The sequence below is a fragment of the Levilactobacillus namurensis genome, assembly GCF_032197885.1.
Taxonomy (GTDB): domain Bacteria; phylum Bacillota; class Bacilli; order Lactobacillales; family Lactobacillaceae; genus Levilactobacillus; species Levilactobacillus namurensis_A.
In genome coordinates this window covers 2,561,502-2,583,858 of sequence record NZ_CP134159.1, presented here as the reverse complement: position 1 = coordinate 2,583,858, position 22,357 = coordinate 2,561,502, and the positions used below count along the sequence as shown (strand labels likewise).

The window sequence follows — 22,357 nt, the reverse complement described above, 5'->3', positions numbered from 1 at the left end:
ATACCATGTTAAATGACACGACAACCAAACGGTCGACGGACTATCAAGATGAGCTGACGCGCTTGGCACACTTGACGGCGCATCAGGTTCAAAACGGGGTGACCAGCTGGTTCAAGGAGCGGGTGACGCCGCACACCTACGAGCCGTTAATCTGGGAGACCGTGAAAGATCTTCCGGAGAATCCGCACCTGGACACCGACCTGACCAGTTTACGGCAGGGGACGGAAACCTCCGGGCAGCGGGACCTGACCACAACTGACATGAAGATTCAGATGCGTCAGATTGTGGCCATGAACCGGCGGGTGCGGGTGATTCGAATCGCCCGGATGGATCACTTGAACGCAGACCACGCTTTGGTGTATTTTCATGGCGGAACAGGCCAACTGCGTGGTCTATAACGTCGATTACGCCTTAGCACCCGAACAACCGTATCCGGCGGGGATCTTGGACGGGTTGGCGGTCATCGCCGATTTGAAAGCGACCTACGCCCAGATCTCGGTCAGCGGGGACTCGGCGGGGGCCTCGATTGCCTTGGCCGTGAGCCAGCTGTGCCGGTCGATGGGCATCTGCGAGATTGCCAGCCACATCCTGTTCTACCCCACCGTGATTCAGGGGTCCGACTATCAAGGGGATCTCTGGAACGACCGTCAGATTGACGTGGTCGCGAGCCAGCGCCCCGCGTTACACCGATCCTACCAACTCTTTGAACAATTAGACGAGATCATGAGCGACTACTACGTCAACGGCCAAGCGGTCGACTTCAAGGCGCCACTCCTGTCGCCGCTCTTGGCGGACCCGCACAACTTCAAGAAGACCACCGTGTTGATTGGAGAGTTCGATCCGTTTCGGCTCCAGGCCGAGGCCTTTATTCGCCAGGTGGGCTCCGCGAATCAGGACGCCCGCTATATTCGCTACGGCGGCATGAGCCACGCGTTTTTGAACTTTACCGGTAACGTTCCGGCGGTCCAGGATGCCTTGAAGATGGCGGCGCAGTCACTTTAAAATTTTGCAGGCATAGGGGAGGAATTATTTTGACGACACAGGATTATCATTTGACCTTACGGGACGTGGGTAGCGACCGGCCGGAGTATCTGGAGACCATCTTCTCGTTAGCCAACGGCCATTTCGGCGTCCGGGCCACGGATCCCATCAGCGGCAACCCGATTAGCGGGACGTTGATCAACGGCTTTTATGAAACCGCACCCATTACTTGGGGTACGCGAAGCAGCACCAGACCATCGTGAACCTGGCGGACTTGCGGCACCTGACCATCACCACGGTTAACGGGCACTTGTTCACGGCTAGCAAACGACTCGCGGCGGACCTGAACCTGACCACGGGGAAACTGACGGAACAGTATCAGGCCAGGTCACAACAGGGGGAGACCATCCAAATCACGGTCGACTCCCTGATTGGTCAGGATCGCGACGACTTCTGGGCGGTGCGGTACACCTTGTCCGCGGACAACTACGCGGGCCCGCTGGTGGTCAGCAAGTCCATCGCAGTCCCGGCCGCGGCCGAAGCCATTGCCTCGGCCGACCCGCGGAAGACCCGGATGGCGGGCCTGCCGAACTGCAAGACCGCGTTTACAGCCCCGAACCTTCAGCGGTACCAGATTCAGACCAAGCAATCCCAACTGGCGGTGACCCTCTACCTGCGGATGAATACGCCGGGGGGGACGCTGTTGAACTACCGGGTCGACCTCAGCGACAACCAGCCGCACGTGCTGGACTACCAGGCCTACGTGGGCGCGGTCAGTGAGTTCAACACCATCGACCCAGTGACCCCGGCGCTAGATAGTTCCCTCGAGGAGCTGGCTGACGATAACCAGCGCTTCTGGCAAAAGGTCTGGCGACACGGTGAAGTCCGGGTGGGGGGCAACCCGTCCCTGGACCTGGCCATTCACTATAACGTCTTTCAGCTGAATCAGTCCGCGGGGCGGGACGGCCGAACCAATATCCCGGCGAAGGGCCTGAGTGGTTCGGGGTACGAAGGGCATTACTTCTGGGATACTGAAATGTTCATGTTGCCCTACTTCATCTATACCCATCCGCAGATGGCCCGGCAGCTGTTGCAGTACCGCTACCAGGTCCTGCCGCAGGCGCGGGAACGGGCTCGCCAGATGGGGGTCGAACACGGCGCGCTGTTCGCTTGGCGGACCATCAACGGGCAGGAAGCCTCGGCCTACTATCCGGCCGGAACGGCGCAGTACCATATTGACGCCGACATAGCCTACGCGGTGGGCAAGTACTACGACGTGACCGGCGACTGGGACTTTATCGCCCAGTGTGGGTTCGAGATGGTCCTGGAGACGGCGCGGTTCTGGGCCGATTTCGGCACTTGGCACCAGGTGGGGGACCTCCGGCGCTTCGAATTCTTGACCGTCACGGGGCCCGACGAATACACGGCGTTGGTCAACAACAACTACTACACCAATCGGATGGCCAAACACAACTTGGAGCTGGTGGTCCAGTTAGCGGACGACCTGGCCAAGCATGACCCGGAACGCTTGATGGACCTGCATGTGACGCCGGCGGACCTAGCACATTTCCGGGACTTAGCGGCGCACATCTACCTGCCTTACAGTCAAGACTATAAGATCAATGCGCAGGACGACAGCTTCCTCAGTAAGCCGCACTGGCCAGCCGACCGGATGACACCGGATAACTTCCCGTTGCTGTTGCACTACCACCCGTTGACCATCTACCGCTATCAGGTCGCCAAGCAGGCGGATACCATGTTGGCGGACTACCTGTTCCCGGACGACCTGGACCCGGAACAGTTGAAACGCGAGTACACCTATTACGAAGGCGTCACTACTCACGATTCATCGCTATCGCGGTCGACCTTTAGCATCTTGGCGGCCCGGTTGGGAGACACCGAGAAGGCCTACCGCTACTTCATGGATACGGCGCGGATGGACCTGGTCAACCTCCAAGGCAATACCGCCGATGGCCTGCATTTGGCCAATCTGGGCGGCAGCTGGTTAGCGTTAGTGGCGGGGTTCTCCGGTTTCCATGTCCAAGCTGGCGTGGTCCACGTGACCAACCATTTGCCCCAGGAGCTGACGGCGCTGTCCTACCGCTTAACGGTGGGCAAGAGTGTCTTGGAAGTTGACTTAGCGGCCGATGTGACGCGGGTGCGCTTAATCAGCGGGCCTAGTGTGCACGTAAGCGTCAACGGCCGACCGGAATCTTTGATTGCGGTGACGAAGAACTAAAGTGAAACCTGCAGCGCAACCCTAGATCGGTTGACGATGTGGGCAAGCACCACCGGTGGGAGAACCTGCCGGTGGTTTTTTGTAGCGAACGTGAGGGGGAAATCCAATCACCAGTTATAGGCTGAAATGTTAGCTATACCAATTTTGAAAGCGGTCGGCAGGTAGGTTGTTTTCTGAAACTAACCGTAAATCCTGAAGCCAATTAAAAATTCACTAAAATAGGGGTTGCGGGTCAAAACAGGTTGTGGTATTTTTAGATTTGTAAGCGATTCCAGTTCTCAATAAAACGATTCACGTGAGATGGCTTTGAAACTAGACCACTTACAACTTACATATAGGAGGCATCATGCTCATGAAGTTAGCACAGACCCTAAAGACCACCCTTAGTATCGCGCTTATCGCGACCGGTGCGTTCGCCTTATCCGGGACCACGTCGGCCCAAGCCAAGAAGAAGACCACTACGAAACCCGTGACGATCTACTTGACGCGGCACGGCGAAACCACGGGTAACGTGATGGGCCGGGTTCAAGGCTGGAGTGATTTCCCGTTGACTAAGAACGGGTTAGCGGTCGCCAACGATTTGGGCCGGGGGTTAAAGGGGAAGACCTTCAAGTACGCCTATGCAGGGAACCTGACTCGGCAGGAAGTCACGGCCAAGCACGCGTTGAAGTACTCCGGTAACGCCAAGGTCAAAGTCAAGATCTCTTCTGCCTTACGCGAAGGCGGCTACGGGAGCTTTGAAGGGGACAGTATCGCCACGGATAACGCCCTGATCGCCGGTGTATACGGCTACAAGAACGGTGACGAGATGATGGCTAAGCAGGGGAAGGCTTACTGGACCAAGTTACAGGACGCCTACTACACCTTAGACAAGCAGAACAGTCAAAAGACTAAGCTGGTCAAGGGTGACCGGGCCGAAAGTTCCAAGCAAGTTCAGAAGCGGATGGCTAAGGAACTGAAGCAGATCGCCAAGACCACCAAGCGCCACGGGGGCGGGAACGTCCTGGTGGTCAGCTCAGGGATGTCGATCAACGAATACCTGGCAAGTATGACCAAGAAGTACAAAGGCACGCCGCTGAAGAACGCTTCAGTGACGAAGCTGACGTACAAGAACAATAAGTTATCGGTTTCCGGCAAGATTGGTTCCCTGTACTACGTGAACAAGGGTGCCAAGCTGGCAAAATAACCCAAGTTAATTGAATTAGTCACCCAAAACGACCGGCGCTCCCTTGCGTGCCGGCCGTTTTGGCGTTGTGGGTCTGGTCATGGATGCTGGGAGTTGACGGGACATTGTTAAAATAGTGTGGGTCAGCGGTTTACCGGGTAGTCAGGACTGAAACACTGTGGGCATCACTTCGAGCCAAAGAGCGGTCTCGAAGCTGGACCTTTGACTAAGAAAGACCAAGACATTCCCCTAGTCAACTTTCACGACTGGTGATGGGGTTGTCCTAACGTCTAAACTGAGTGAACTTTTAAATCTTCTTGGAACCTACCAAGTTCGATTTATGCTTACACATATTGAAGAAGAAAGTATGGTTTTGTTTACCATCGAAAAGTCGGAAAATGAGCATTTGGGTAAATTATTGCAGTCACTGCCTCATTTGAACGGGAAGACATGACCAGGAAATTAAAATGGGATTCCATGACGACACTAAACCGGGCACTAGAAATCAACAATTTCTAGTGCCCGGTTTAATTAAACAATCAATTTTTTAGCCGAAATGCTTGTACCGGAAGTACTTGTAGCCCAGCTTCTTATGGAACAGTTGCTGGGTCAAGCCGGAACGGTTCGCCAACAACAGGTAGATGCCCAGGTAGATCAGGCCCCAGACGGCCACGTAGACCATGGCCACGAACTTGTTGGTGATGCCCGTCATGGGGTGGTACAGGCCGTGGGTCGCAATGATCAAGACCACCATGACGACCAGTAACAGGGCGTTAACGATGCCCGTCTTCTTGAGACTGGTCAGGTTCAAGGCGTAGTGGTGGCGGATCAAGCGAAGACTCGCCAGCAACACGAATCCAAAGGCGATACTGGTCGCGAGGATGGCGCCCAACCCTTGCCAGAAGTAGACCAGCGGGTACTGGAGCGCCAGCTTGATGACCAAGCCGCCCAAGAGAATCCAAGTCGCCTTCTTACTCATCCGTAAGGCCTGCATGACCGTCAATACGTTGATGGCCATCCCCAGGATAAAGCTCTGAAGGACGTTGTAGATCAGGTAATGGCCGCCCAGCCGGTCGAAGTTGAAGAAGACCCCGTAAATCGGAAACGCCAGGGCGCAAATCATCAGTACGGCCGGCAACAGGAAGAAGGTCATCAGGTTGAGGTTCGATTCGATGTCCTGTTCGATTCCTGCGCGGTTGTCTCGCAGGTTCGCGATTTTACTGGAAATCAGCGGAAGCGACGTCTCCGAGATGGCCATGGCCAGCGAGATGACCACCGTGGTGATCTTGTTGGGGTTGGCCGAGAAGATGGTGTAGGCGTACTGGGTCTTGATGGCGGAGAGGTGTAAGGCCCCCTGCATGATTTGTTTGAAAAACAGTTGGTCGAAGAGCTGGCACAGCGAGATGCCGGACCCCACGAAGATAAATGGAATTGACTCGTAGACCACGATACGTAACATCCGCAGGAGTTCGCGCCGCGAGACGGCTGCGTCTGCGGTCGGGGCTTGGGTGCGGTAGCCGCCCAGTTGTTTTAACAGGTACAGGTAACTGGCTACAGCCCCGATGAAGGCGGCGAAGACACTCACGAAGACGGCGTATTTGTAATTATTCCCGAAGACCTCAATGATCAGGTAGGTCCCCAGCAGGATGGTCACGATGCGAATGAACTGTTCCCAGAGTTGGGACAGGCCGTAGGGTTTCAGGTCAGAATTCCCCTGGAACCAGCCCCGCAGGACGCTCATCGATGGAATCAAGATGATGGCCGGGACCAGGCTGCGGATGGCAATGATGGCATCGTTGGGGGACGCCACGGGACTGGAGTGGGCGATGGTGGGCGCCAGCAGGTAGAGCAAGATCCCACACAAGACCCCCGAGGCCAGCATGACCAGGAAGCCAATCTTGGCGACGCTCCGGGCGTTGGCCGGCTCATCCTTCCCGTTGAAGTAGGCGACGCGGCGGGCGACCGCCGAGGGGAACCCGGCCGTCCCTAGCGAGATGAACAGCGCGTAGGGCGTGTAGGCGGTGTTGAACAGGGCCTGCGCGGCGGTCTGATGATAGGGCGAGCCAATCATGTACAGCCAGGGAATCAGGTAGACGACGCCCAGAATCCGCGACACGATGCTCCCGAAGGACAGCCAGAAGGTTCCGGAGATGATTTTCTTATTCATTTTTAGGCACTCTCTTACTCAGCCAAAACGGCGATTAGTTTGATTTAAACGGTCATGGAACCGCATTTGTCCATTTTAAAGGTTCTTAAATCAAAAGAAAAGACCGTTAGCCGGGTCTAGCGGGGATTTTCGACCCCAGATTTGACGAGGTGAGCGATTAGGCGATCAGTTTCAACCCCACCGTGGCACTTAAAATCACGACGACCCAGAGCAACTTACGCCAGTCCCGCGATTCGCCGAAGAACAACATGCCCGTGATCACGCCGCCCGCGGCCCCGATGCCGGTCCAGATGGCGTAGGCCGTACCCATGGGCAGCGTTTGTAAGGCCAGTTCCAAACAGCCGAAGCTCCCGGTAAAGGCCACGACCATGGCAGTCCAGAGCTGCCAGGTATGCCGGTGTAAGGCCCAGTTCATGAAGGTGACGCCCATCATTTCACACAAGCCCGCAATGATTAACCAGATCCAAGCCATGCTTTACGCCTCCTTTTCCGTGACGGTCTGGAGCCCGCCGATTCCGACTAACAACAGTAAAATCAAGCCAATCTTCAAGAGACTGACGGCCTCGCCGAAGAGCAACATGCCCACCGTGGTGGTGCCCAGGGTCCCCAGACCCACGAAGACGGCGTAGGCCGTTCCGGCCGGCAAGTGGCGACTGGCCGTGATCAAGAAGTAGAAGCTCAGGTAGACGGCGATGGCGGTCAGCCCCCATTCCCACCAAGTCGTGGCGTGCTTGAACCCTACGACCCACGAGACTTCAAAGACGGCGCCGTAGATGACGCTGAACCAGTGTTTCCACATCGAAAATTCCTCCTGTACGCAGGTAAAATGGTTAGAAAAAAGCCTGAGGGATTCTGTCGATGACGACAAAATCTCCCAGGCTTTTCTCCTTCCGTGTCCCGGAACGTTTTCCGGGGCCTTCTCTCGGACCAGACTCACGTGGTGACGGAACCCTAGAAGGCACTTCTGCGTGTTTAATTGGGGTTAGCTTAGCAAGAATTGGGACTTTTAGCAAGGAAAATCTAAAAAATTCAATTTAATGTGATTAAAATCACGAAAAAATACAATCGATTACATCGAAAGCTTAACGGGGATTTGCGCAATTTCGGAGCGCTAAATGCCCGTAGAAACGGCTATAATTTAGGATTGTGAATGATATACTAATCTCGCTTTTAAAAATCAGGGCAACTGATAAGTGAATGCGGTGTGCCGAAATTACCGGAGATTGTGATTTAACCGACGATAAATTTTGGTGCCAACCATGACCTTCCCGGGAATTAAGGTGGCGTTCATTGCAACCGGCTGTCCGAAACGGGTTAAGTGAGAAAGGAACATCAAAAATGAAAGTTGAAGCAACTTCGGATTTGGCTGCGACGGCCAATCCTAGCGCGGCTCGAACCATTTCAATGGGGAAAGCCATTGCGTACTTTGCGTTTTCACTGGTCATCAACTCCGCGGGGAACGTGTTGACGTTGGTCACCAGTGCCAAGATTCACCCGTCCTTCTTGGGGGCCGCCTATTGGACGGCGGCGGAAGCCAACTTAGGGACGGCGTTTCACTGGAACCTCTTCTGGGCGTTTCTAATCATGGGCTTCTTAACGGCGGTCTTAAACGCGGTGCTGATGCATCACTGGAGCTGGAAACGAATTATCGGCAACATGGTCTTCATGGTACCGTTCTCCGCGTTGATCCAGGTCTTTGAAGACTTCTTTATGGGCAGTTACCCGACCTTGTTCGGCGGGCTACCGGATGCGCGCAGTACGGGGATGGTCATCTTCTACGTCTTCTTGAACTTTGTTGGGGTGGCATTGATTGCGACCGCCATTTCCATCTATCAACGGGTCAACTTGGTTCTGCACCCAGCGGACGACCTGATGCAGATTCTGCGCTTCCGCTACTTCAAGGGGCAAGCTGCTAAGGCGATGTGGGCGTCCTACATTCCGCCGACTTTGATGGCCATCGTGGCGATCATCGTGACTCGGCAGTTCACCAACTTCGGTTTAGGGACCATCTTCGCTTTCGTCGCCCAAGGCGGCATCACGGGGATCGCCGACAAGTGGGTCTTCCCTAAGCTCAAACACCAAGCCCTCGACGTGGGTAAGCCAACGGACAACGACTAGTCGTGTTGGTGGCCTCTATCCGGTCCCGCTTGGCGCCTTACCGGGCGGCCAGCTAGGGCTGGAACGCAGTGGGCACCACTTCGAGCCAAAGAGCGGTCTCGAAGCTGGGCCTTTGACTAGGGCAGCTGAGAAACGCTTCCCAAGTCAAATTTCACTGCTGAGCCCTAGCTGACCGCCCTCACGGCTCACGTTAGCGTTACATGAGCAACTGTGTCACGCAATATCGCGTACCAACGTGAGGTCCCGTCAGCCGATAGGGCCCAGCCGGTGACATTAGCGTTAGGCCAGCGGCTTTCTGGCCTTAGGCTAAGGCCGAGCTTTGAGATTCGCGCCCTTGGCGAAGCTCAAAGTCGTGCCCACTGGCGTCACGGCCCTGCCAATCGGCTGACGGGACCGGATGTTTTGACCACAAGTTAGACATTAATAGGAAAGATTTGGAAAAAGGAAGGGAGATGAGGCCCGTTAGTGGAACTGATGGAGATGAAAAGTAACGGGAAATGGGAGTAATTGTGAAATAATGGTCGAATGTCGTAATCGATTACATTCTGACCAGCCCAAGCTTTCTTGACCTTTTCATCAAAATAACCGATATGAAAACGGCTAGGCAACGTTGGGTAACGATGCTATGATGAAAGCGTTTTAAAGGTGATGACATCAGTCACGACTAACGATATAAATTTAAGCGGAATCGCGTCTCAGAATTCCGCAACCACTGGAGGTGGCAATTTTGCAACTAGGTAGCATTGAAGCGGGGGGAACCAAGTTCGTCTGTGCCGTGGGTAATGAGGATTACCGGACGCTAGATAAGGTGCGGATTCCAACGACCACGCCCGAAGAAACCTTGGACAAAACCGTCGCTTATTTCAAAAAATTTCCTGATTTAAAAGCCATTGCGATCTCATCCTTTGGCCCCATCGAACTGCGGCGGAATTCGCCAAAGTACGGGTTCATCACGGATACGCCGAAGAAGGGCTGGGCCAATACCGATTTTCTAGGACGGCTCAAGCAAGACTTCGACATCCCGATGGCCTGGACCACTGACGTGAACGGGTCAGCTTACGGTGAGTACGTGACCTCGACGCTCTTCAATGAAAAGATCAATTCATTGGTCTACTTCACGATTGGGACCGGGGTCGGTGCGGGTGCCGTAATCGACGGCAAGTTCATCGGCAGTATGGGTCACCCAGAAGTCGGCCACGTGCGCTTGAAACGTCACCCGGACGACCTGGACTTCCCAGGTATCTGCCCGTTCCACGGAGATTGCTTGGAAGGCCTGGTCAGTGGACCAACGTTTGATGCCCGGCTGGGGAAACCTGGTAAGGACGTGCCGTTGACGAATCACGTCTGGGACATCATGGCGTACTACGTGGCGCAAGCCGCTTTACAGGAAACGCTGCTACTGCGGCCAGACAAGATTGTCTTCGGTGGCGGCGTGGTCAGCGAACCCTTCTTAGTGAAGGTCCGCGCTGAGTTCGCCAAACTCTTGAACGGCTACGTGGACGTCGGTGATCTGACCGACTACATCGTGATGCCATTGGTTAAGGAGAACGGGTCCGCCACCTTAGGGGACTACGCCTTAGCCCTGAAAGAATACAACAAATAATTAGCTTTAAAAGGAGTAATTTAGTTATGAAGTCATTAGTTTTAACGGGTACCAAGAAGTTTGAAATCCAAGATCTGCCAACGCCAGAAGTTAAGCCGGACGAAGTCTTAGTCAACACCGCTTACGCGGGTATCTGTGGGACTGACCGGGCCTTATACGCCGGCTTGCCAGGTTCTGCGGACGCTGTGCCACCAATCGTATTGGGTCACGAAAACTCCGGGGTCGTTGCGGCCGTAGGTTCTGAAGTGAAGAACGTTAAGCCGGGTGACCGGGTCGTCGTAGATCCTAACATCTACTGTGGCAAGTGTGAATACTGCTTGACTGATCGTCCAGAACTCTGTGACAACTTATCCGCCGTTGGGGTTACCCGTAACGGTGGGTTGGAAGAATCCTTCACGGCACCAGAATCCGTGGTTTACCCAATTCCTGACAGTGTTTCCTTGAAGGACGCTGCCACGACGGAACCATTATCCTGTGCCGTTCACGGTGTTCAACTGTTGAAGTTGACGCCTTACCAAAAGGCTTTGGTCATCGGTGATGGCTTCATGGGTCAATTGTTCGTTCAATTGCTGGAAGCTTACGGTGTCCACCAAGTTGACTTAGCCGGTGTGATTGACGAAAAGCTGAACTTGAACAAGGAAAAGTTCAACGTTAAGAACACTTACAACACTGCTAAGGGTGACAAGATTCCAGCCGACTACGACGTGGTTATCGAAGCCGTTGGGATGCCTCAAACTCAAGAAGAAGCCGTTGAAGCCACTAAGAAGGGCGCTCAAGTTCTGATGTTTGGTGTCGGCAAGCCTGATCAACACTTCTCCATGAACACTTACGAAGTTTACCAAAAGCAACTGACCATCCAAGGGTCCTTCATCAACCCATACGCTTTCAAGGACGCTATTGCCCTGTTAGCTAGTGGTGAAGTCAACGTTGACCCATTGATCAGCCATGAAGTTGAATTGAACCAAGTTGAAGATGTCCTTGGCGGCAAGATCAAGGGTGTCAGCAAGGCGGTCGTTAAGGTCGGCGGCGAAAAGTAGTCACTGGACTGAACGACAGTCAGTAAAGGGTCGTGGTAATCGTGAAAATGACGGCAACATCTAAGCTAAGTGAGGCGCAAACTATGACGAATCAACGGACCATGTCCATGTCGAAAGCGCTGGCGTTCTTCGCCCTATCACTAGTGATCAACTCCGCCGGCAACGTGCTGACGCTGGTCACCAGTGCGAAGATCCATCCCTCGTTTTTGGGGGCGGCCTTCTGGACCGCCGCCGAAGCCAATATGGGGACGGCGTTACACTGGAACCTCTTCTGGGCGTTTCTAATCGTGGGGTTTCTGACCTCCGTGTTAAACGCCATCCTGATCCACCATTGGGAATGGAAACGGGTGATCGGCAACATGGCCTTCATGGTCCCCTTCTCCGCGTTAATCCAGGTTTTCGAGGATTTCTTCACGGGTAAGTATCCCCAACTTTACGTGGGACTGCCCGAAGCACATGGCGTGGGGATGGTGCTGTTATACGTGGCGCTGAACTTCTTAGGGGTCGCCTTCATTGCGGTCGCGATTTCCATCTACCAACGGGTCAACTTGGTCTTACACCCATCCGATGATTTGATGCAGATTCTGCGGTTCCGTTACTTCAAGGGCAACGCGACCACGGCCATGTGGGTCTCCTACGTGCCACCGTTTTTGATGGCGGTCTTTGCGGCCATCGTGACGGGTCAGATTGTTAACTTTGGGTTAGGAACGCTATTCGCCTTCCTCTTCCAAGGAAGCATTACCGGTTGGGCCGACAAAGTGGTCTTCCCACACCTGAAGCACCAAGCACTAGACGTGGGAAATACCAGTGTTATGTCTAAGGAGGAGTAACTTATGGCAGTATCAGATTACATTACGGGAGTCCAACATATCGGGATTCCATCCATCGATTTAGATAAGACGATTGCCTTTTACAAGAGCATCGGGTTCGAACAGGCGGGCCTGTTCCACAACGGCGAGAACCGCTGTGCCTTCATGCGGTTGGGCAACCTAACGATTGAGACCTGGGAAGGCGATCCAACCAACCCAGAAGCTGGGGCGATCAATCACGTTTCTCTGAACACTACGGACGTCGATAAGGCGTTCGCTGCGGCCAAAGAGCAGGGGTTGAACTTGGTCAACACCGAGATTCAATCCATCCCAACGTTCTGGGATAAGGGGATTCGCTTCTTCAACATCTTGGGACCCAATCATGAAACGATTGAGTTCTGCCAGATTCTCTAAACACGAACCGTTACTTTAAACGTTATGGCTCCGGAAATCAGTTGATGATTTCCGGAGCCATTTTTTTGGACCTACCTTAAAATAACCCAATTGTGATACCAGACGGCTGACAGTCGGGCCACCCTGCTAGTTGGCTGTTTGAGTGGCCCGATTCACTTTCAGACAGGCCCTAGTCGATAGTGGTTCTAATCAGTAATTGGGTAAGTGGTTATCCTAAGCGATGGTTAGCGGTTGTCAGTGGTTAGGCGGGGTCTCTATAGTGGAAGTAAAGAATGGAGCGGGTGTGGGATTGACCCGCTGCTAAACGTTTCTAATGGGTTGTTTCGGGGGAGTGTCATGACATGAAGAAATGGTTAACGGATATTCTACAAGGCCCGACGTTTGATGCCACGCGCCAAGCGAAGGCCGATATCGCGACGATTGGGCAGGCGGCCGGGTACCACATCATTGATATTCGCCGCTACGGGGGCCTCAAAGAGTCGAATGAGGCCCTGATGGCCCGGATTCAGGGCGCAACGGCGGGCGTGGCCCAGGGCGACTTGCTGGTCTACCAGTACCCGTCCTTGAATGACGGGCGCTACGAGGACTTCTTTATTCGCCAGATGCATCGCCGGGGAGTCCGGGTAGTGGCCCTGATTCACGACATCGAGACGTTGCGGGACCAACACGCTCCACGGTGGATTCACGAGTTTGCCTTCTTCAACCAGTGTGATGTGTTGATCGTCCACAGCGAACGGATGACGGCTTATTTGCGCCAACAGGGGGTCACTACGCCGGTAGTCTATCAGTATCTATTGGATTACTTAGATGACGGTGCAACGGGCGTCCGCCACGTGATTCAGCCGCAGGACTTCCAACGCCGAGTGGTCTTGGCGGGGAACCTACAGAAGTCGCAGTACCTGGGGGATTGGTCGGCCCAGACGCCCATCACGGTGTTTGGGGCCGCGAATCCTCAACTGACCCGGTCCCTGATGGCCAATCCGCAAGTGGACTACCGGGGCTCACGGGTCCGGCGCCAACTCTTGCGGGAGCTGCCGCCGACCTTCGGCTTAGCCTGGGACGGGAACACGGCGACTTACCGCTATAGTTCCTACACCCGCTACAACCACCCACATAAGGTTTCGATGTACCTGTCGCACGGGTTGCCGGTGATCGTCTGGAAGGAAGCGGCGGTTGCCGACCTGATTGTCCGCAACCACCTGGGATTGGCGATTGATTCGTTAGACCAACTGGATCAGGCGGTTCAACAGCTCAGTGCCGCAGATTTGGCGGCCATGTTGGCTAACGTGGCCCAGGTCGGCCAGCTGATTCGCAGCGGCTGGTTCACCCGTCAAGCTTTGGTCGCCGCTGAAGCCAAGGTCTTGGCCCCCAAGTTTACCCTGCAGGTCACGGGACCGCTGAGCCAGAAGGTCTTAAGTCGGTAAGTGACGGTGTTCAAGCGCGTCCGGCAAACGGTCGTGAGTTGGGTCGTGAGTTGGTGCGCACGAACGTTCCATCTATTCAGAGATGCTAAAAAGGAGCCTTGGCGGTTTGTCGGAGGCTCCTTTTGATGTATTAGTGTGTGATAATTTGGGCGGGCAACCGGAATTCCTCTGGGGCCATGCGGGGTTGGCGAATCCGCTCGAGTAGCCGGTCGACCGCCGTTTGGGCAATCTGGGTAATGGGTTGCTTGGCCGTGACAATGTGGTAGGGCAGAAAGTCGAACCAATCCTGGTCATCGAAGCCCCCCAGTTGAAAGGCCGGTAGTTGGAGCTCGGGGATGCGGTGGAGGACCGTGTCCATGATGGTGTTGTCCGCGGCGAAGAGGCCATCGCACCGTTGGTTGACCAACAGTTGCCGGGTCATCTGCGAGACGTTAGAGTTGTCCGTACGGGCGTTGACTTCAATGGCGGGGTCAAAGGTCATGCCGGCTTTCTGCAGGGCTCGATGATACCCCTGTAGCCGTTCAGTGGCCGTCATGGAGACAGCACTGTTGATGATACCCACGCGGGTGGCCCCCCGGTCGATCAACCGGGTGACCAGGTCTTCGGTAGCTTGGACGTTATCGACCAACACCCGGTCGAAGCGCTTGGCCTTGTGGAGGGGCATCCGGTCAACGAAGACCGCGGGGGTGCCCCCTAAACGCGTCGCGTAGTCGGTGGGACCACCGGCGCTGGTGATGATCACGCCGTCGACCCGCTTTTCTAGCATCAAGTCGAGCGCCTTAGTCTCCCGGGATAAGTGCTCGTCGGTGTTCATGATCAGCACGTCGTAACCGGCCGCATCGGCCGCGTCCTCGATGGCCCGGACGATTTGGGTGAAGAAGGCGTTTAAGATGTCGGGGATGATGACGCCCAGGGTGTGGGTGTGCTGAACACGAATGCTTCGGGCCAGACCGTTGGGGTGGTACCCCAGTTGCCGAGCCAGTTCCTGGATCCGCTGGCGGGTGTGGGCCTTGACCTGGGGACTATCGTTGAGCGCCCGGGACACCGTGGCTTCGGAGACGCCAGCTTGGGTCGCAACGTCTTTGATGGTGATTTTGTGCGACATCGTGCGCACCTCCTTTAGATAAATTTGTTTCAGTCAGTCGAAACCGGCGAGTCCCGTAGGATCGCCGGTACTGTAAGCTATCAATTCTATAGTAGCGTTAACTGGTTTTCGCCGTCAACTAATAACCATCGACTGGAGCGGGCCCTGGCGGAGTAAAAAATGGCCAGAACGGTAAAAAGTTTGAAAAAAGAGGTTGCGCGATTGTGGGGTTAAATGCTAAAATTATTACCTGTTGAGTCAGTGATGACGCAATTATTGGGCTATAGCCAAGTGGTAAGGCAACGGGTTTTGATCCCGTGATGCGCTGGTTCGAACCCAGCTAGCCCAATCAAAATCGCCGTTGAAGCCGTCGTGCTTTGACGGCTTTTTTTGTGCGCACAAATGCGGTGATGCCGGGGATGCGTGGCGAATTATAAAAACTGTAATCATTAATTTTGCGTTCCGGGCACTTTGTCACCAGCTATCGGGGGAGTCTTTGCTATACTCATACCAGCAAATAAAGGGGTGAAGAGGATGCAAGTGAGTCGTGAATGGGGACTTGGCGACGGACGCCAGGTTGTCGGCTGGTTCTTGGCAGGGGTCGTGGGATTCGGCGCTTGGGTGGTGTTCCGTCAAGTTGGTTGGTTACTGGTCAGCGGGGCCATCTGGTTACATAAGGCGTGGCTGGGCCGAAAACGGCTCTGGCATCAGCTGTTGGCGACGGTTCCTCTCAATGATCAGACCCGGGCGTTGGACCTAGGTTGTATGTCCGGGCCCTTCCATCAGCTGGCAGAGCGGCTACCAGTGGGTGGTCAGGTCACGGGGGTCGTCCCGGTGGATTTTGCCGCGCGATGCCCGGCGTTGATGTCGCGGTGGCAAGCGACTGATCGGGCCGACCGGATAACCGTTCAGGCGGCCGACCTACGAGATCTGCCCTGGCGGCCGAACCAGTTCAATCTGGTGGTCTCTAGCCTAGCACTTCACCGGGTCCAGCCCAGAGCCGGACGGTTACAGGCGCTCCAGGAGCTGAACCGGGTCCTGGCACCGGGCGGTCGCGTCTTGATCATGGACTGGGGCTTTGCCTGTGCTGAGTACCGTGAGGCCTTACAGCGCTTGGGTTACCAAGACATCCAGGTGACGGGGACCGGCTACCACGGCTGGTGGGGTGGTCCCTGGTTACCCACGCTGACGTTAACGGCGGTCAAACCGCACGAGGGGACCTTAGTCAGCTGAACGAAAAAACTCACGGGGAAAATCGAACCTTTTACCCGTAAAACGGTTAAGGTGGCAAAAACGCGTGGGACGGGTGCGTAAATCGCTAAATCTGGCTTTGTCCAGTTTAGGGGATGGTCTGAAATCTCAAAAGTCAACACCCACTTTCAAATAACTATATATTGTGTGGACTCCGGAATGGGTGCTACTATATATAGCGTAGTTTCATTTGAGATGGGAGCGATGAGAATGATGAATACGGCAACCGCTGCACCGATTACGTTATCCGCAGCATTTATCAAAGAAGTTGAACAGACGGTGACCCCCCACTGGGGCGAACTCGGGTGGGTGACGTATAAACGGACTTATGCGCGCTGGCTACCGGACCAACAACGCACCGAAGAGTGGCCGGAAACGGTCCAACGGGTGGTTGAAGGGAACATCAATCTGGACCCCCGCTTGCAGGGCGATACGGTGAGTGACCAGTTGCGCGCGGAATTGACGCAAGAAGCCCAACGGCTCTTTAAGCTGATCTATGGGCTGAGTGCCACGCCATCCGGGCGGAACCTGTGGATCTCGGGGACCAACTACCAGCACCGTAATGGTGACGCGTTGAACAACTGCTGGTTCATCGCCGTGCGGCCCCAGGCCTACGGGGACAGTCACATTATCCCCGATTACCTGCAGCCGGATCAAAAAGCGGTCTCCATGCCTTACTCCTTCATGTTCGACCAACTGATGAAGGGTGGCGGGGTCGGCTTCTCCGTAGTACCAACGAATGTGGCGCAGATTCCGGCCGTGGACCGGTCCATCGACTTGACGATTCTAATTGACGAAAACAGTCAATCGTACGCGGATTCCGTAGCCTTAGGCGCCGTGAACAAGGCGGACTGGCTGGCGACGCACGAACTGCAAGGTGCGCGGTACTACGAGCTTCCCGATACTCGGGAAGGCTGGGTACTGGCCAACGCCAATCTGATCGATGCACACTTTGATCAGACCAACCCTACGAACGCCAACCGGGTGGTGCTGGACATGTCCAACATTCGACCTAAGGATGCACCCATCAAGGGCTTTGGCGGGACCGCTTCTGGTCCGATGCCGTTAATTGAAATGTTATTTGATATCAACCAAATCTTGAACGCTAAGCAGGGCCACCGTTTGACTTCGGTGGACTGCACCGACCTCGGGAACCTGATTGGAAAGACCGTGGTGGCGGGGAACGTCCGGCGCTCAGCGGAACTGGCCTTAGGCGGTGCCGACGATGACGCGTTCATCACCATGAAGCAAGATAAGAAGCAACTCTACCATCACCGGTGGGCTTCGAACAACAGTGTGGCGGTCGACTCCGAATTCGACCATTACGGACCAATTGCGGACGCCATTGCCCAAAACGGGGAACCCGGTATCGTGAACCTCGAACTGTCCCGGCACTATGGCCGGATGGCCGATGGTTACCAGGCGGGCATCGATGACGCCGTGGAAGGGACCAACCCGTGTGGGGAAATCTCGTTGAGTAACGGGGAACCCTGCAACTTATTCGAAGTCTTCCCGGGCGTTGCGGAACAGCAAGGCTGGCAACTGGAAGACGCCTTCGAATTGGGCACTCGGTTTGCCAAGCGGGTCACCTTCAGTGATTACGATTGGGAAGTCTCGCGTAAGGCCATTCAAAAGAACCGGCGAATCGGGATCTCGATGTCCGGGATTCAAGACTGGATCTTGGATACCTTCAAGACGCGGGTGGTCACGGGCTTCAACGAAGTCAAGGACCCCGAGACGGGCAAGTTAGTGGCCCAACCCATCTATAACCAGGCCGCCGTTAAGCGGGTGGACGCCCTCTACCACGCCGTTGTGGCAGCCGACCAAGCCTACTCGGACGACCTGGGATGCCAGCCGTCGATCAAGCACACCACGGTGAAGCCATCCGGGACCGTTGCTAAGTTAGCGGGGGTTTCCGAAGGGATGCACTTCCACTACGCAGGTTACCTGATTCAACGGATTCGGTTCCAGGAATCCGACCCCTTACTGCCCGCTTTGGCGGCTTGTGGTTACCATATCGAACCGGACGTTTACACCAAGAACACCATGTGCGTTGAATTCCCGGTCAAGGCGGCGAACGCGGACGACCCTAACTTTGCTTCGGCGGGGAACGTGTCGATTGCGGAACAGTTCGCGACCCAGGCCTTCTTACAAACGTACTGGTCCGATAATGCGGTCAGCTGTACCGTGACCTTCCAGCCTAATGAAGCGGGGGAGATTGCGGACTTACTGACGCAATACCGGCACACCACCAAGTCAACGTCGCTCTTGCCATACAGTGGCAGTGGCTTCAAGCAAGCGCCGAAGGAACCCATCGATGTTCAGACCTACCAGGCTAAGTGCGCGGAGATCACGGGCGACGTGGCCCAGGTCTTTGACCAGCAGAACAACCACCACGACCAGAAGGATATCGAGTTAGTCGACCAATCCGACTGTGCCGGTGGGGCCTGCCCAATTCGGTAGGAGGCCAGTATGAAAATTTATACCCGCGTCGGCGACCAGGGGATGACCAAGCAGATCAGTGGCCGGATGGTTGCGAAGACGGATGCCCAAATTGTCGCGCTAGGTGACCTCGACGAACTCGAGTCCTGGTTGGGCAACGTGGTCGCAATTATGGGGAACACCCACACCGCCGAACGGCAGGAGTTGCAGGATATTCAACGGAAGCTCTACGACTTGCAAGCCGATATTAGTGTTAAACGCCACCAGGTTATGGTGCCGGCCGATACCACGCATTTAGAGACCCGCATCGACCAGCTAACGGCGGAGGTGCCAGTGCTTAAGGCGTTCATCTTACCTGGTGGGACGCCGACTGGTGCGGCCTTGCAGTACGCCCGTACCGTGGCGCGCCGGGCGGAGCGGTCCGTGGTTCGCTTGAATCAAGAACACCCGCTGGAACCAGCCATCCTGACTTATTTGAATCGCTTGTCCGACTTTCTGTTCGCCTTGGCCCGCGCCATGAATTGGCGCGAGGGCTACCAGGAAGTTCCCAGTAAACCAACTAAAGCATAAGCTGATGACCGACCGACCCGTTCTGGGCTGGTCGGTCTTTTTATGGTACGATGAAAGCGGTAACAAACGCGATATTAAAGGAGTGTTTCGAAAATGACGACTAAAATTATTCTGGATTGTGACCCGGGCCACGACGATGCGCTGGCCATGATGCTGGCGTTGACCAATCCCGAAATCGAGCTGTTGGCAGTGACGACTTCGGCGGGGAACCAGACGCCGGAAAAGACGTTGAATAACGCCATGCGTTTACTGACCCTGATGCACCACCAGGAGATCCCCGTGGCGGGAGGTAACCGGACGCCCCTCTTGAAGCCGTTGGAAACGGCCGGTAACGTGCACGGTAAGTCCGGCCTAGACGGCGCCGACCTACCCGACCCTGACTTTGCCGTACAGCCCCTGACCGCGATTGAGCTCATCGCGCAGACGTTGCGGGAGAGTACCACGCCGGTGACGTTGGTGGTTACGGGTCCCATGACCAACATTGCGTTGTTCCTGCGGGTTTATCCGGAATTGAAGACTAAAATTGCCCAGATTGTTTACATGGGTGGAGCCATGGGATTGGGGAATTGGACGCCATCCGTGGAGTTCAACATCTACGTCGACCCCGAGGCGGCCAAAATCGTGATGAACGCGGGGATTCCGTTGGTCATGGCCCCGTTGAACGTGACCCACAAGGCGCAGATTCTGAAATCGGAAATCGCCGAAATTGGGCAGATTGATAACCCAGTAGCCCACGTGTTCGCCGACCTTTTGAACTTCTTTGAACGCTATCACGAGGCACCTAAGTGGGGCTTTAAAGGCGCGCCGCTACACGATCCTTGCACGATTACGTGGTTGATTCATCCCGAGTGGTTCAAGACCGAGCAGATGAACGTGGACGTGGAAACGGCTGGGGAGTTGACCCGGGGCGAAACGGTTTGCGACTATTACGAGTTGACCGGTAAGCCTAAGAATACGGAGGTCCTCCTGGATATCGACCGGGCAGCTTTTATCCAGTTGATTAAGGACTCGTTGAAGACGTTTGGGTAACATTTGAACTGAAAAATGCAAAAAATCAGAGGGAACGCTTTATTTTGAGCGTTCCCTCTGATTTTTTCTTAGGATTCAGGTTAACACTGGACTAGTCGTGCTTCCGGGACTTGAGACCGACAAGACTCAGGGCACTGGTTAACAAGCCCATCCCCAAGATGGCCAGACCATTCGGTTTAGCTTCGTTGGTTTGAGGCAATTGGGTTGATGTGGCTGCCGTTGCCTTTGGCGTCGTAGTCTGAGCACTCAGGGTAGTGGCAGGAGTCGCCGTCTGGGCCTTGGCTTGGTTGGTGGCTACTGAAGACTTACCGGTAGTGACCGTAGCGCCGTCACCGCCATGAATGACTTTGGCGGAAGTCGTCGATTCTTGAGTAGTGTTTACGGAATCGGCATCTCCTGAAGTGACCAGCGGCGTTGCGGTTGCGGCCGCATTAGTGTCGATGGTTTCGGCCGAATCATTGGTGGTTGCACTTGGCGTCGTAACCGTGGCCGTGTCACCGGAGCCACCCGTTACAGCGGCTTCGTTGCCGGTGGTTGTATCTGGATTGGTCGGCGTGGATGGGTCAACTGGCGTAGTGGTACCTGGATTGTCCGGGTCGGTCGGCGTAGTGGTACCTGGATTGTCCGGGTCAGTGCTAGGGTCAGTTGGCGTAGTGGTGCCTGGATTGTCTGGGTCGGTTGGCGTAGTCGTACCCGGATTGTCCGGGTCAGTGCTAGGGTCAGTTGGTGTGGTGGTACCTGGATTGTCTGGGTCGGTGCTAGGGTCAGTTGGTGTGGTGGTACCTGGATTGTCTGGGTCGGTGCTAGGGTCGGTTGGCGTAGTGGTGCCTGGATTGTCTGGGTCAGTGCTAGGGTCGGTCGGTGTAGTGGTACCTGGATTGTCCGGATCCGTTGGTGTTGGGTCAACCGGATCAGGGGCATCTACCGTAACTGTCGCCGTCTTGTAAACCATGTAAGGTTCACCCTTACCGTAGTAATCATCGGCAACTTGGTAAGCGTAAGTGACCGTAAAGGTGCCGGCTGCCGTAACCTTACCGTCTTGCACGATACCAGATGGGTCAGAGATTTGGTAGACTTGAACATCACTAGCTTGTAGGGGCTGGTCTTGGTTGTCGAAGCCGGCCACGAAGTTATCGAGTTGGTTCCAGTTGTCGCCAACTTGGAGGGTCTTATCTTGAGTCTGTAAGACCTGACGAACGACCACATAAACTGAAGGATTTTCCGTTGGGTTTTGAATCATGGTAGGCGTCCCTTTAAAAATGTACCCCATCATTTGATAAGGTTGTCCGTCTGAGCTTAGAGCAACTGCGTAACCGAGGTGATTAATCGCATCGGCGAAGTCGGCGTTCTGATAATTGATGGTGATGACACCACCGTTATAAGGGTGATCCGTTGTCGACCCCGACGTGCCGGTGAAGAAGTTATGGTAGGCAATCTGGTCTTTCCCCATGTTAGGCATAGCCGCTTGGATCTCTTTGGGTGCCGCCAAGTAAGGGTCGCCATCCACGGCAGCGTTAGGGTTAGCCACGACGGCCTGATATTGACCACTTAAGTCGTCCAGGGTGTCGGCAATTCTAAAGTAAAAGCCGGCGTTCGTCTGGACGGCGCCATAGGAGTATTGACTCATGATAGAACCCCCATTGATGGTGTATTGATCGGTCTTTTGGGCGGTGAGCGGCACGTTTAACGTATAGCCCGATTGGCTAGCTAAGAAACCGACGACGTGGAACTGGGTTAAGTCAGACCACTGAAAGTTTGGTTCTTTAGCGAGTAAGTCCGCGTAGGAGTTGTATTCTCCTTGGCTGGTGACGTAATGAACGGCTAGGCCGGAAGGCAGGTCTGCAAGGAGGTCAGCCGCATTGACATCGTCTGACATAGTCACGGTGCTTGTGTGGCTGGGGTAAAGGAGATTGTAATAGGTCGGCAAACTAAAGAACGTGTTGACGATTTGGACGGCGTCAGTTGTGTTGGTGACGTCCAAAAGGGCGGTTAGGTCGGTTGCCTGACCATCCACGACGGTCATT

General features: G+C 55.0%; 19 protein-coding genes, 1 tRNA gene, 1 pseudogene and 1 riboswitch. Of the genes and pseudogenes, 16 read left to right on the top strand and 5 right to left on the bottom strand.

What is annotated here, in order from left to right; translation table 11 throughout:
* Positions 1–5: 5 nt before the first annotated feature.
* The 5 genes and pseudogenes from RIN67_RS12255 (at position 6) to RIN67_RS12235 (ending at position 4,406) form a co-directional block, all read left to right on the top strand.
* Positions 6–398: a hypothetical protein gene (locus RIN67_RS12255; RefSeq protein WP_265000070.1), complete on the top strand. Its 393-nt coding sequence runs from the start codon at positions 6–8 to the stop codon at positions 396–398.
* Positions 367–1,002, top strand: a complete 636-nt coding sequence (locus RIN67_RS12250; RefSeq protein ID WP_265000071.1) for an alpha/beta hydrolase — start codon at positions 367–369, stop codon at positions 1,000–1,002. The genes RIN67_RS12255 and RIN67_RS12250 overlap by 32 nt, the downstream gene beginning before the upstream one ends.
* Before the next feature lie 65 nt (positions 1,003–1,067).
* Positions 1,068–1,606: pseudogene (locus RIN67_RS13405) on the top strand (glycoside hydrolase family 65 protein); the annotation flags it as partial.
* Positions 1,607–1,660: 54 nt separating this feature from the next.
* Positions 1,661–3,220 carry a glycoside hydrolase family 65 protein gene (locus RIN67_RS12240; protein WP_265000096.1) on the top strand — a complete coding sequence of 520 codons (1,560 nt, stop codon included), beginning with the start codon at positions 1,661–1,663 and terminating at the stop codon, positions 3,218–3,220.
* Positions 3,221–3,572: 352 nt separating this feature from the next.
* A complete protein-coding gene (locus RIN67_RS12235) occupies positions 3,573–4,406 on the top strand; it encodes a histidine phosphatase family protein (RefSeq protein ID WP_056944492.1) in 834 nt (277 codons plus the stop codon).
* 526 nt (positions 4,407–4,932) lie between these two features.
* Here RIN67_RS12235 and RIN67_RS12230 read toward each other — a convergent pair.
* The 3 genes from RIN67_RS12230 to RIN67_RS12220 form a co-directional block, all read right to left on the bottom strand.
* Positions 4,933–6,552 carry a putative polysaccharide biosynthesis protein gene (locus RIN67_RS12230; RefSeq protein WP_265000072.1) on the bottom strand — a complete coding sequence of 540 codons (1,620 nt, stop codon included), beginning with the start codon at positions 6,550–6,552 and terminating at the stop codon, positions 4,933–4,935.
* 157 nt (positions 6,553–6,709) lie between these two features.
* On the bottom strand, positions 6,710–7,024 hold the full coding sequence (locus RIN67_RS12225) for a DMT family transporter (protein ID WP_107738237.1): 315 nt from the start codon (positions 7,022–7,024) through the stop codon (positions 6,710–6,712).
* A 3-nt stretch (positions 7,025–7,027) separates the two neighbouring features.
* The gene (locus tag RIN67_RS12220; RefSeq protein WP_024747329.1) at positions 7,028–7,351 is read right to left on the bottom strand and encodes a DMT family transporter; all 324 of its coding nucleotides are present in this window, start codon (positions 7,349–7,351) and stop codon (positions 7,028–7,030) included.
* 70 nt (positions 7,352–7,421) lie between these two features.
* Positions 7,422–7,518: riboswitch (guanidine-I (ykkC/yxkD leader) on the bottom strand.
* Positions 7,519–7,890: 372 nt separating this feature from the next.
* Here RIN67_RS12220 and RIN67_RS12215 point away from each other — a divergent pair.
* From RIN67_RS12215 to RIN67_RS12190, 6 genes are all read left to right on the top strand, one after another.
* Complete coding sequence (locus RIN67_RS12215; RefSeq protein ID WP_107738239.1) at positions 7,891–8,670, top strand: fructose permease; 780 nt, start codon at positions 7,891–7,893, stop codon at positions 8,668–8,670.
* A 727-nt stretch (positions 8,671–9,397) separates the two neighbouring features.
* Complete coding sequence (scrK, locus tag RIN67_RS12210; protein ID WP_265000073.1) at positions 9,398–10,273, top strand: fructokinase ScrK; 876 nt, start codon at positions 9,398–9,400, stop codon at positions 10,271–10,273.
* Between the two features lie 26 nt (positions 10,274–10,299).
* Complete coding sequence (locus RIN67_RS12205; RefSeq protein ID WP_024747332.1) at positions 10,300–11,310, top strand: zinc-dependent alcohol dehydrogenase family protein; 1,011 nt, start codon at positions 10,300–10,302, stop codon at positions 11,308–11,310.
* Positions 11,311–11,357: 47 nt separating this feature from the next.
* Positions 11,358–12,140 carry a hypothetical protein gene (locus RIN67_RS12200; protein WP_034545371.1) on the top strand — a complete coding sequence of 261 codons (783 nt, stop codon included), beginning with the start codon at positions 11,358–11,360 and terminating at the stop codon, positions 12,138–12,140.
* 3 nt (positions 12,141–12,143) lie between these two features.
* Complete coding sequence (locus tag RIN67_RS12195) at positions 12,144–12,533, top strand: VOC family protein (RefSeq protein WP_024747334.1); 390 nt, start codon at positions 12,144–12,146, stop codon at positions 12,531–12,533.
* Positions 12,534–12,874: 341 nt separating this feature from the next.
* Positions 12,875–13,957, top strand: coding sequence for a hypothetical protein (locus RIN67_RS12190; RefSeq protein ID WP_265000074.1), 1,083 nt, complete (start codon positions 12,875–12,877; stop codon positions 13,955–13,957).
* Between the two features lie 130 nt (positions 13,958–14,087).
* Here RIN67_RS12190 and RIN67_RS12185 read toward each other — a convergent pair whose 3' ends face one another.
* Positions 14,088–15,062, bottom strand: a complete 975-nt coding sequence (locus RIN67_RS12185; protein WP_369075929.1) for a LacI family DNA-binding transcriptional regulator — start codon at positions 15,060–15,062, stop codon at positions 14,088–14,090.
* A 256-nt stretch (positions 15,063–15,318) separates the two neighbouring features.
* On the opposite strand from RIN67_RS12185, the gene RIN67_RS12180 reads away from it, so the two are divergent.
* From RIN67_RS12180 to rihA, 5 genes are all read left to right on the top strand, one after another.
* Positions 15,319–15,390, top strand: a tRNA-Gln gene (locus RIN67_RS12180).
* Positions 15,391–15,575: 185 nt separating this feature from the next.
* Positions 15,576–16,274 carry a class I SAM-dependent methyltransferase gene (locus tag RIN67_RS12175; RefSeq protein WP_265000076.1) on the top strand — a complete coding sequence of 233 codons (699 nt, stop codon included), beginning with the start codon at positions 15,576–15,578 and terminating at the stop codon, positions 16,272–16,274.
* Positions 16,275–16,505: 231 nt separating this feature from the next.
* On the top strand, positions 16,506–18,755 hold the full coding sequence (nrdJ, locus tag RIN67_RS12170) for a ribonucleoside-triphosphate reductase, adenosylcobalamin-dependent (protein WP_390894568.1): 2,250 nt from the start codon (positions 16,506–16,508) through the stop codon (positions 18,753–18,755).
* A gap of 9 nt (positions 18,756–18,764) precedes the next feature.
* The gene (locus tag RIN67_RS12165) at positions 18,765–19,304 is read left to right on the top strand and encodes a cob(I)yrinic acid a,c-diamide adenosyltransferase (protein ID WP_265000078.1); all 540 of its coding nucleotides are present in this window, start codon (positions 18,765–18,767) and stop codon (positions 19,302–19,304) included.
* Between the two features lie 93 nt (positions 19,305–19,397).
* Positions 19,398–20,333: a pyrimidine-specific ribonucleoside hydrolase RihA gene (gene rihA / locus RIN67_RS12160; protein WP_265000079.1), complete on the top strand. Its 936-nt coding sequence runs from the start codon at positions 19,398–19,400 to the stop codon at positions 20,331–20,333.
* Positions 20,334–20,424: 91 nt separating this feature from the next.
* On the opposite strand, the gene RIN67_RS12155 is transcribed toward rihA, so the two are convergent.
* Complete coding sequence (locus RIN67_RS12155; RefSeq protein ID WP_265000080.1) at positions 20,425–22,356, bottom strand: LPXTG cell wall anchor domain-containing protein; 1,932 nt, start codon at positions 22,354–22,356, stop codon at positions 20,425–20,427.
* Position 22,357 lies beyond the last annotated feature (1 nt).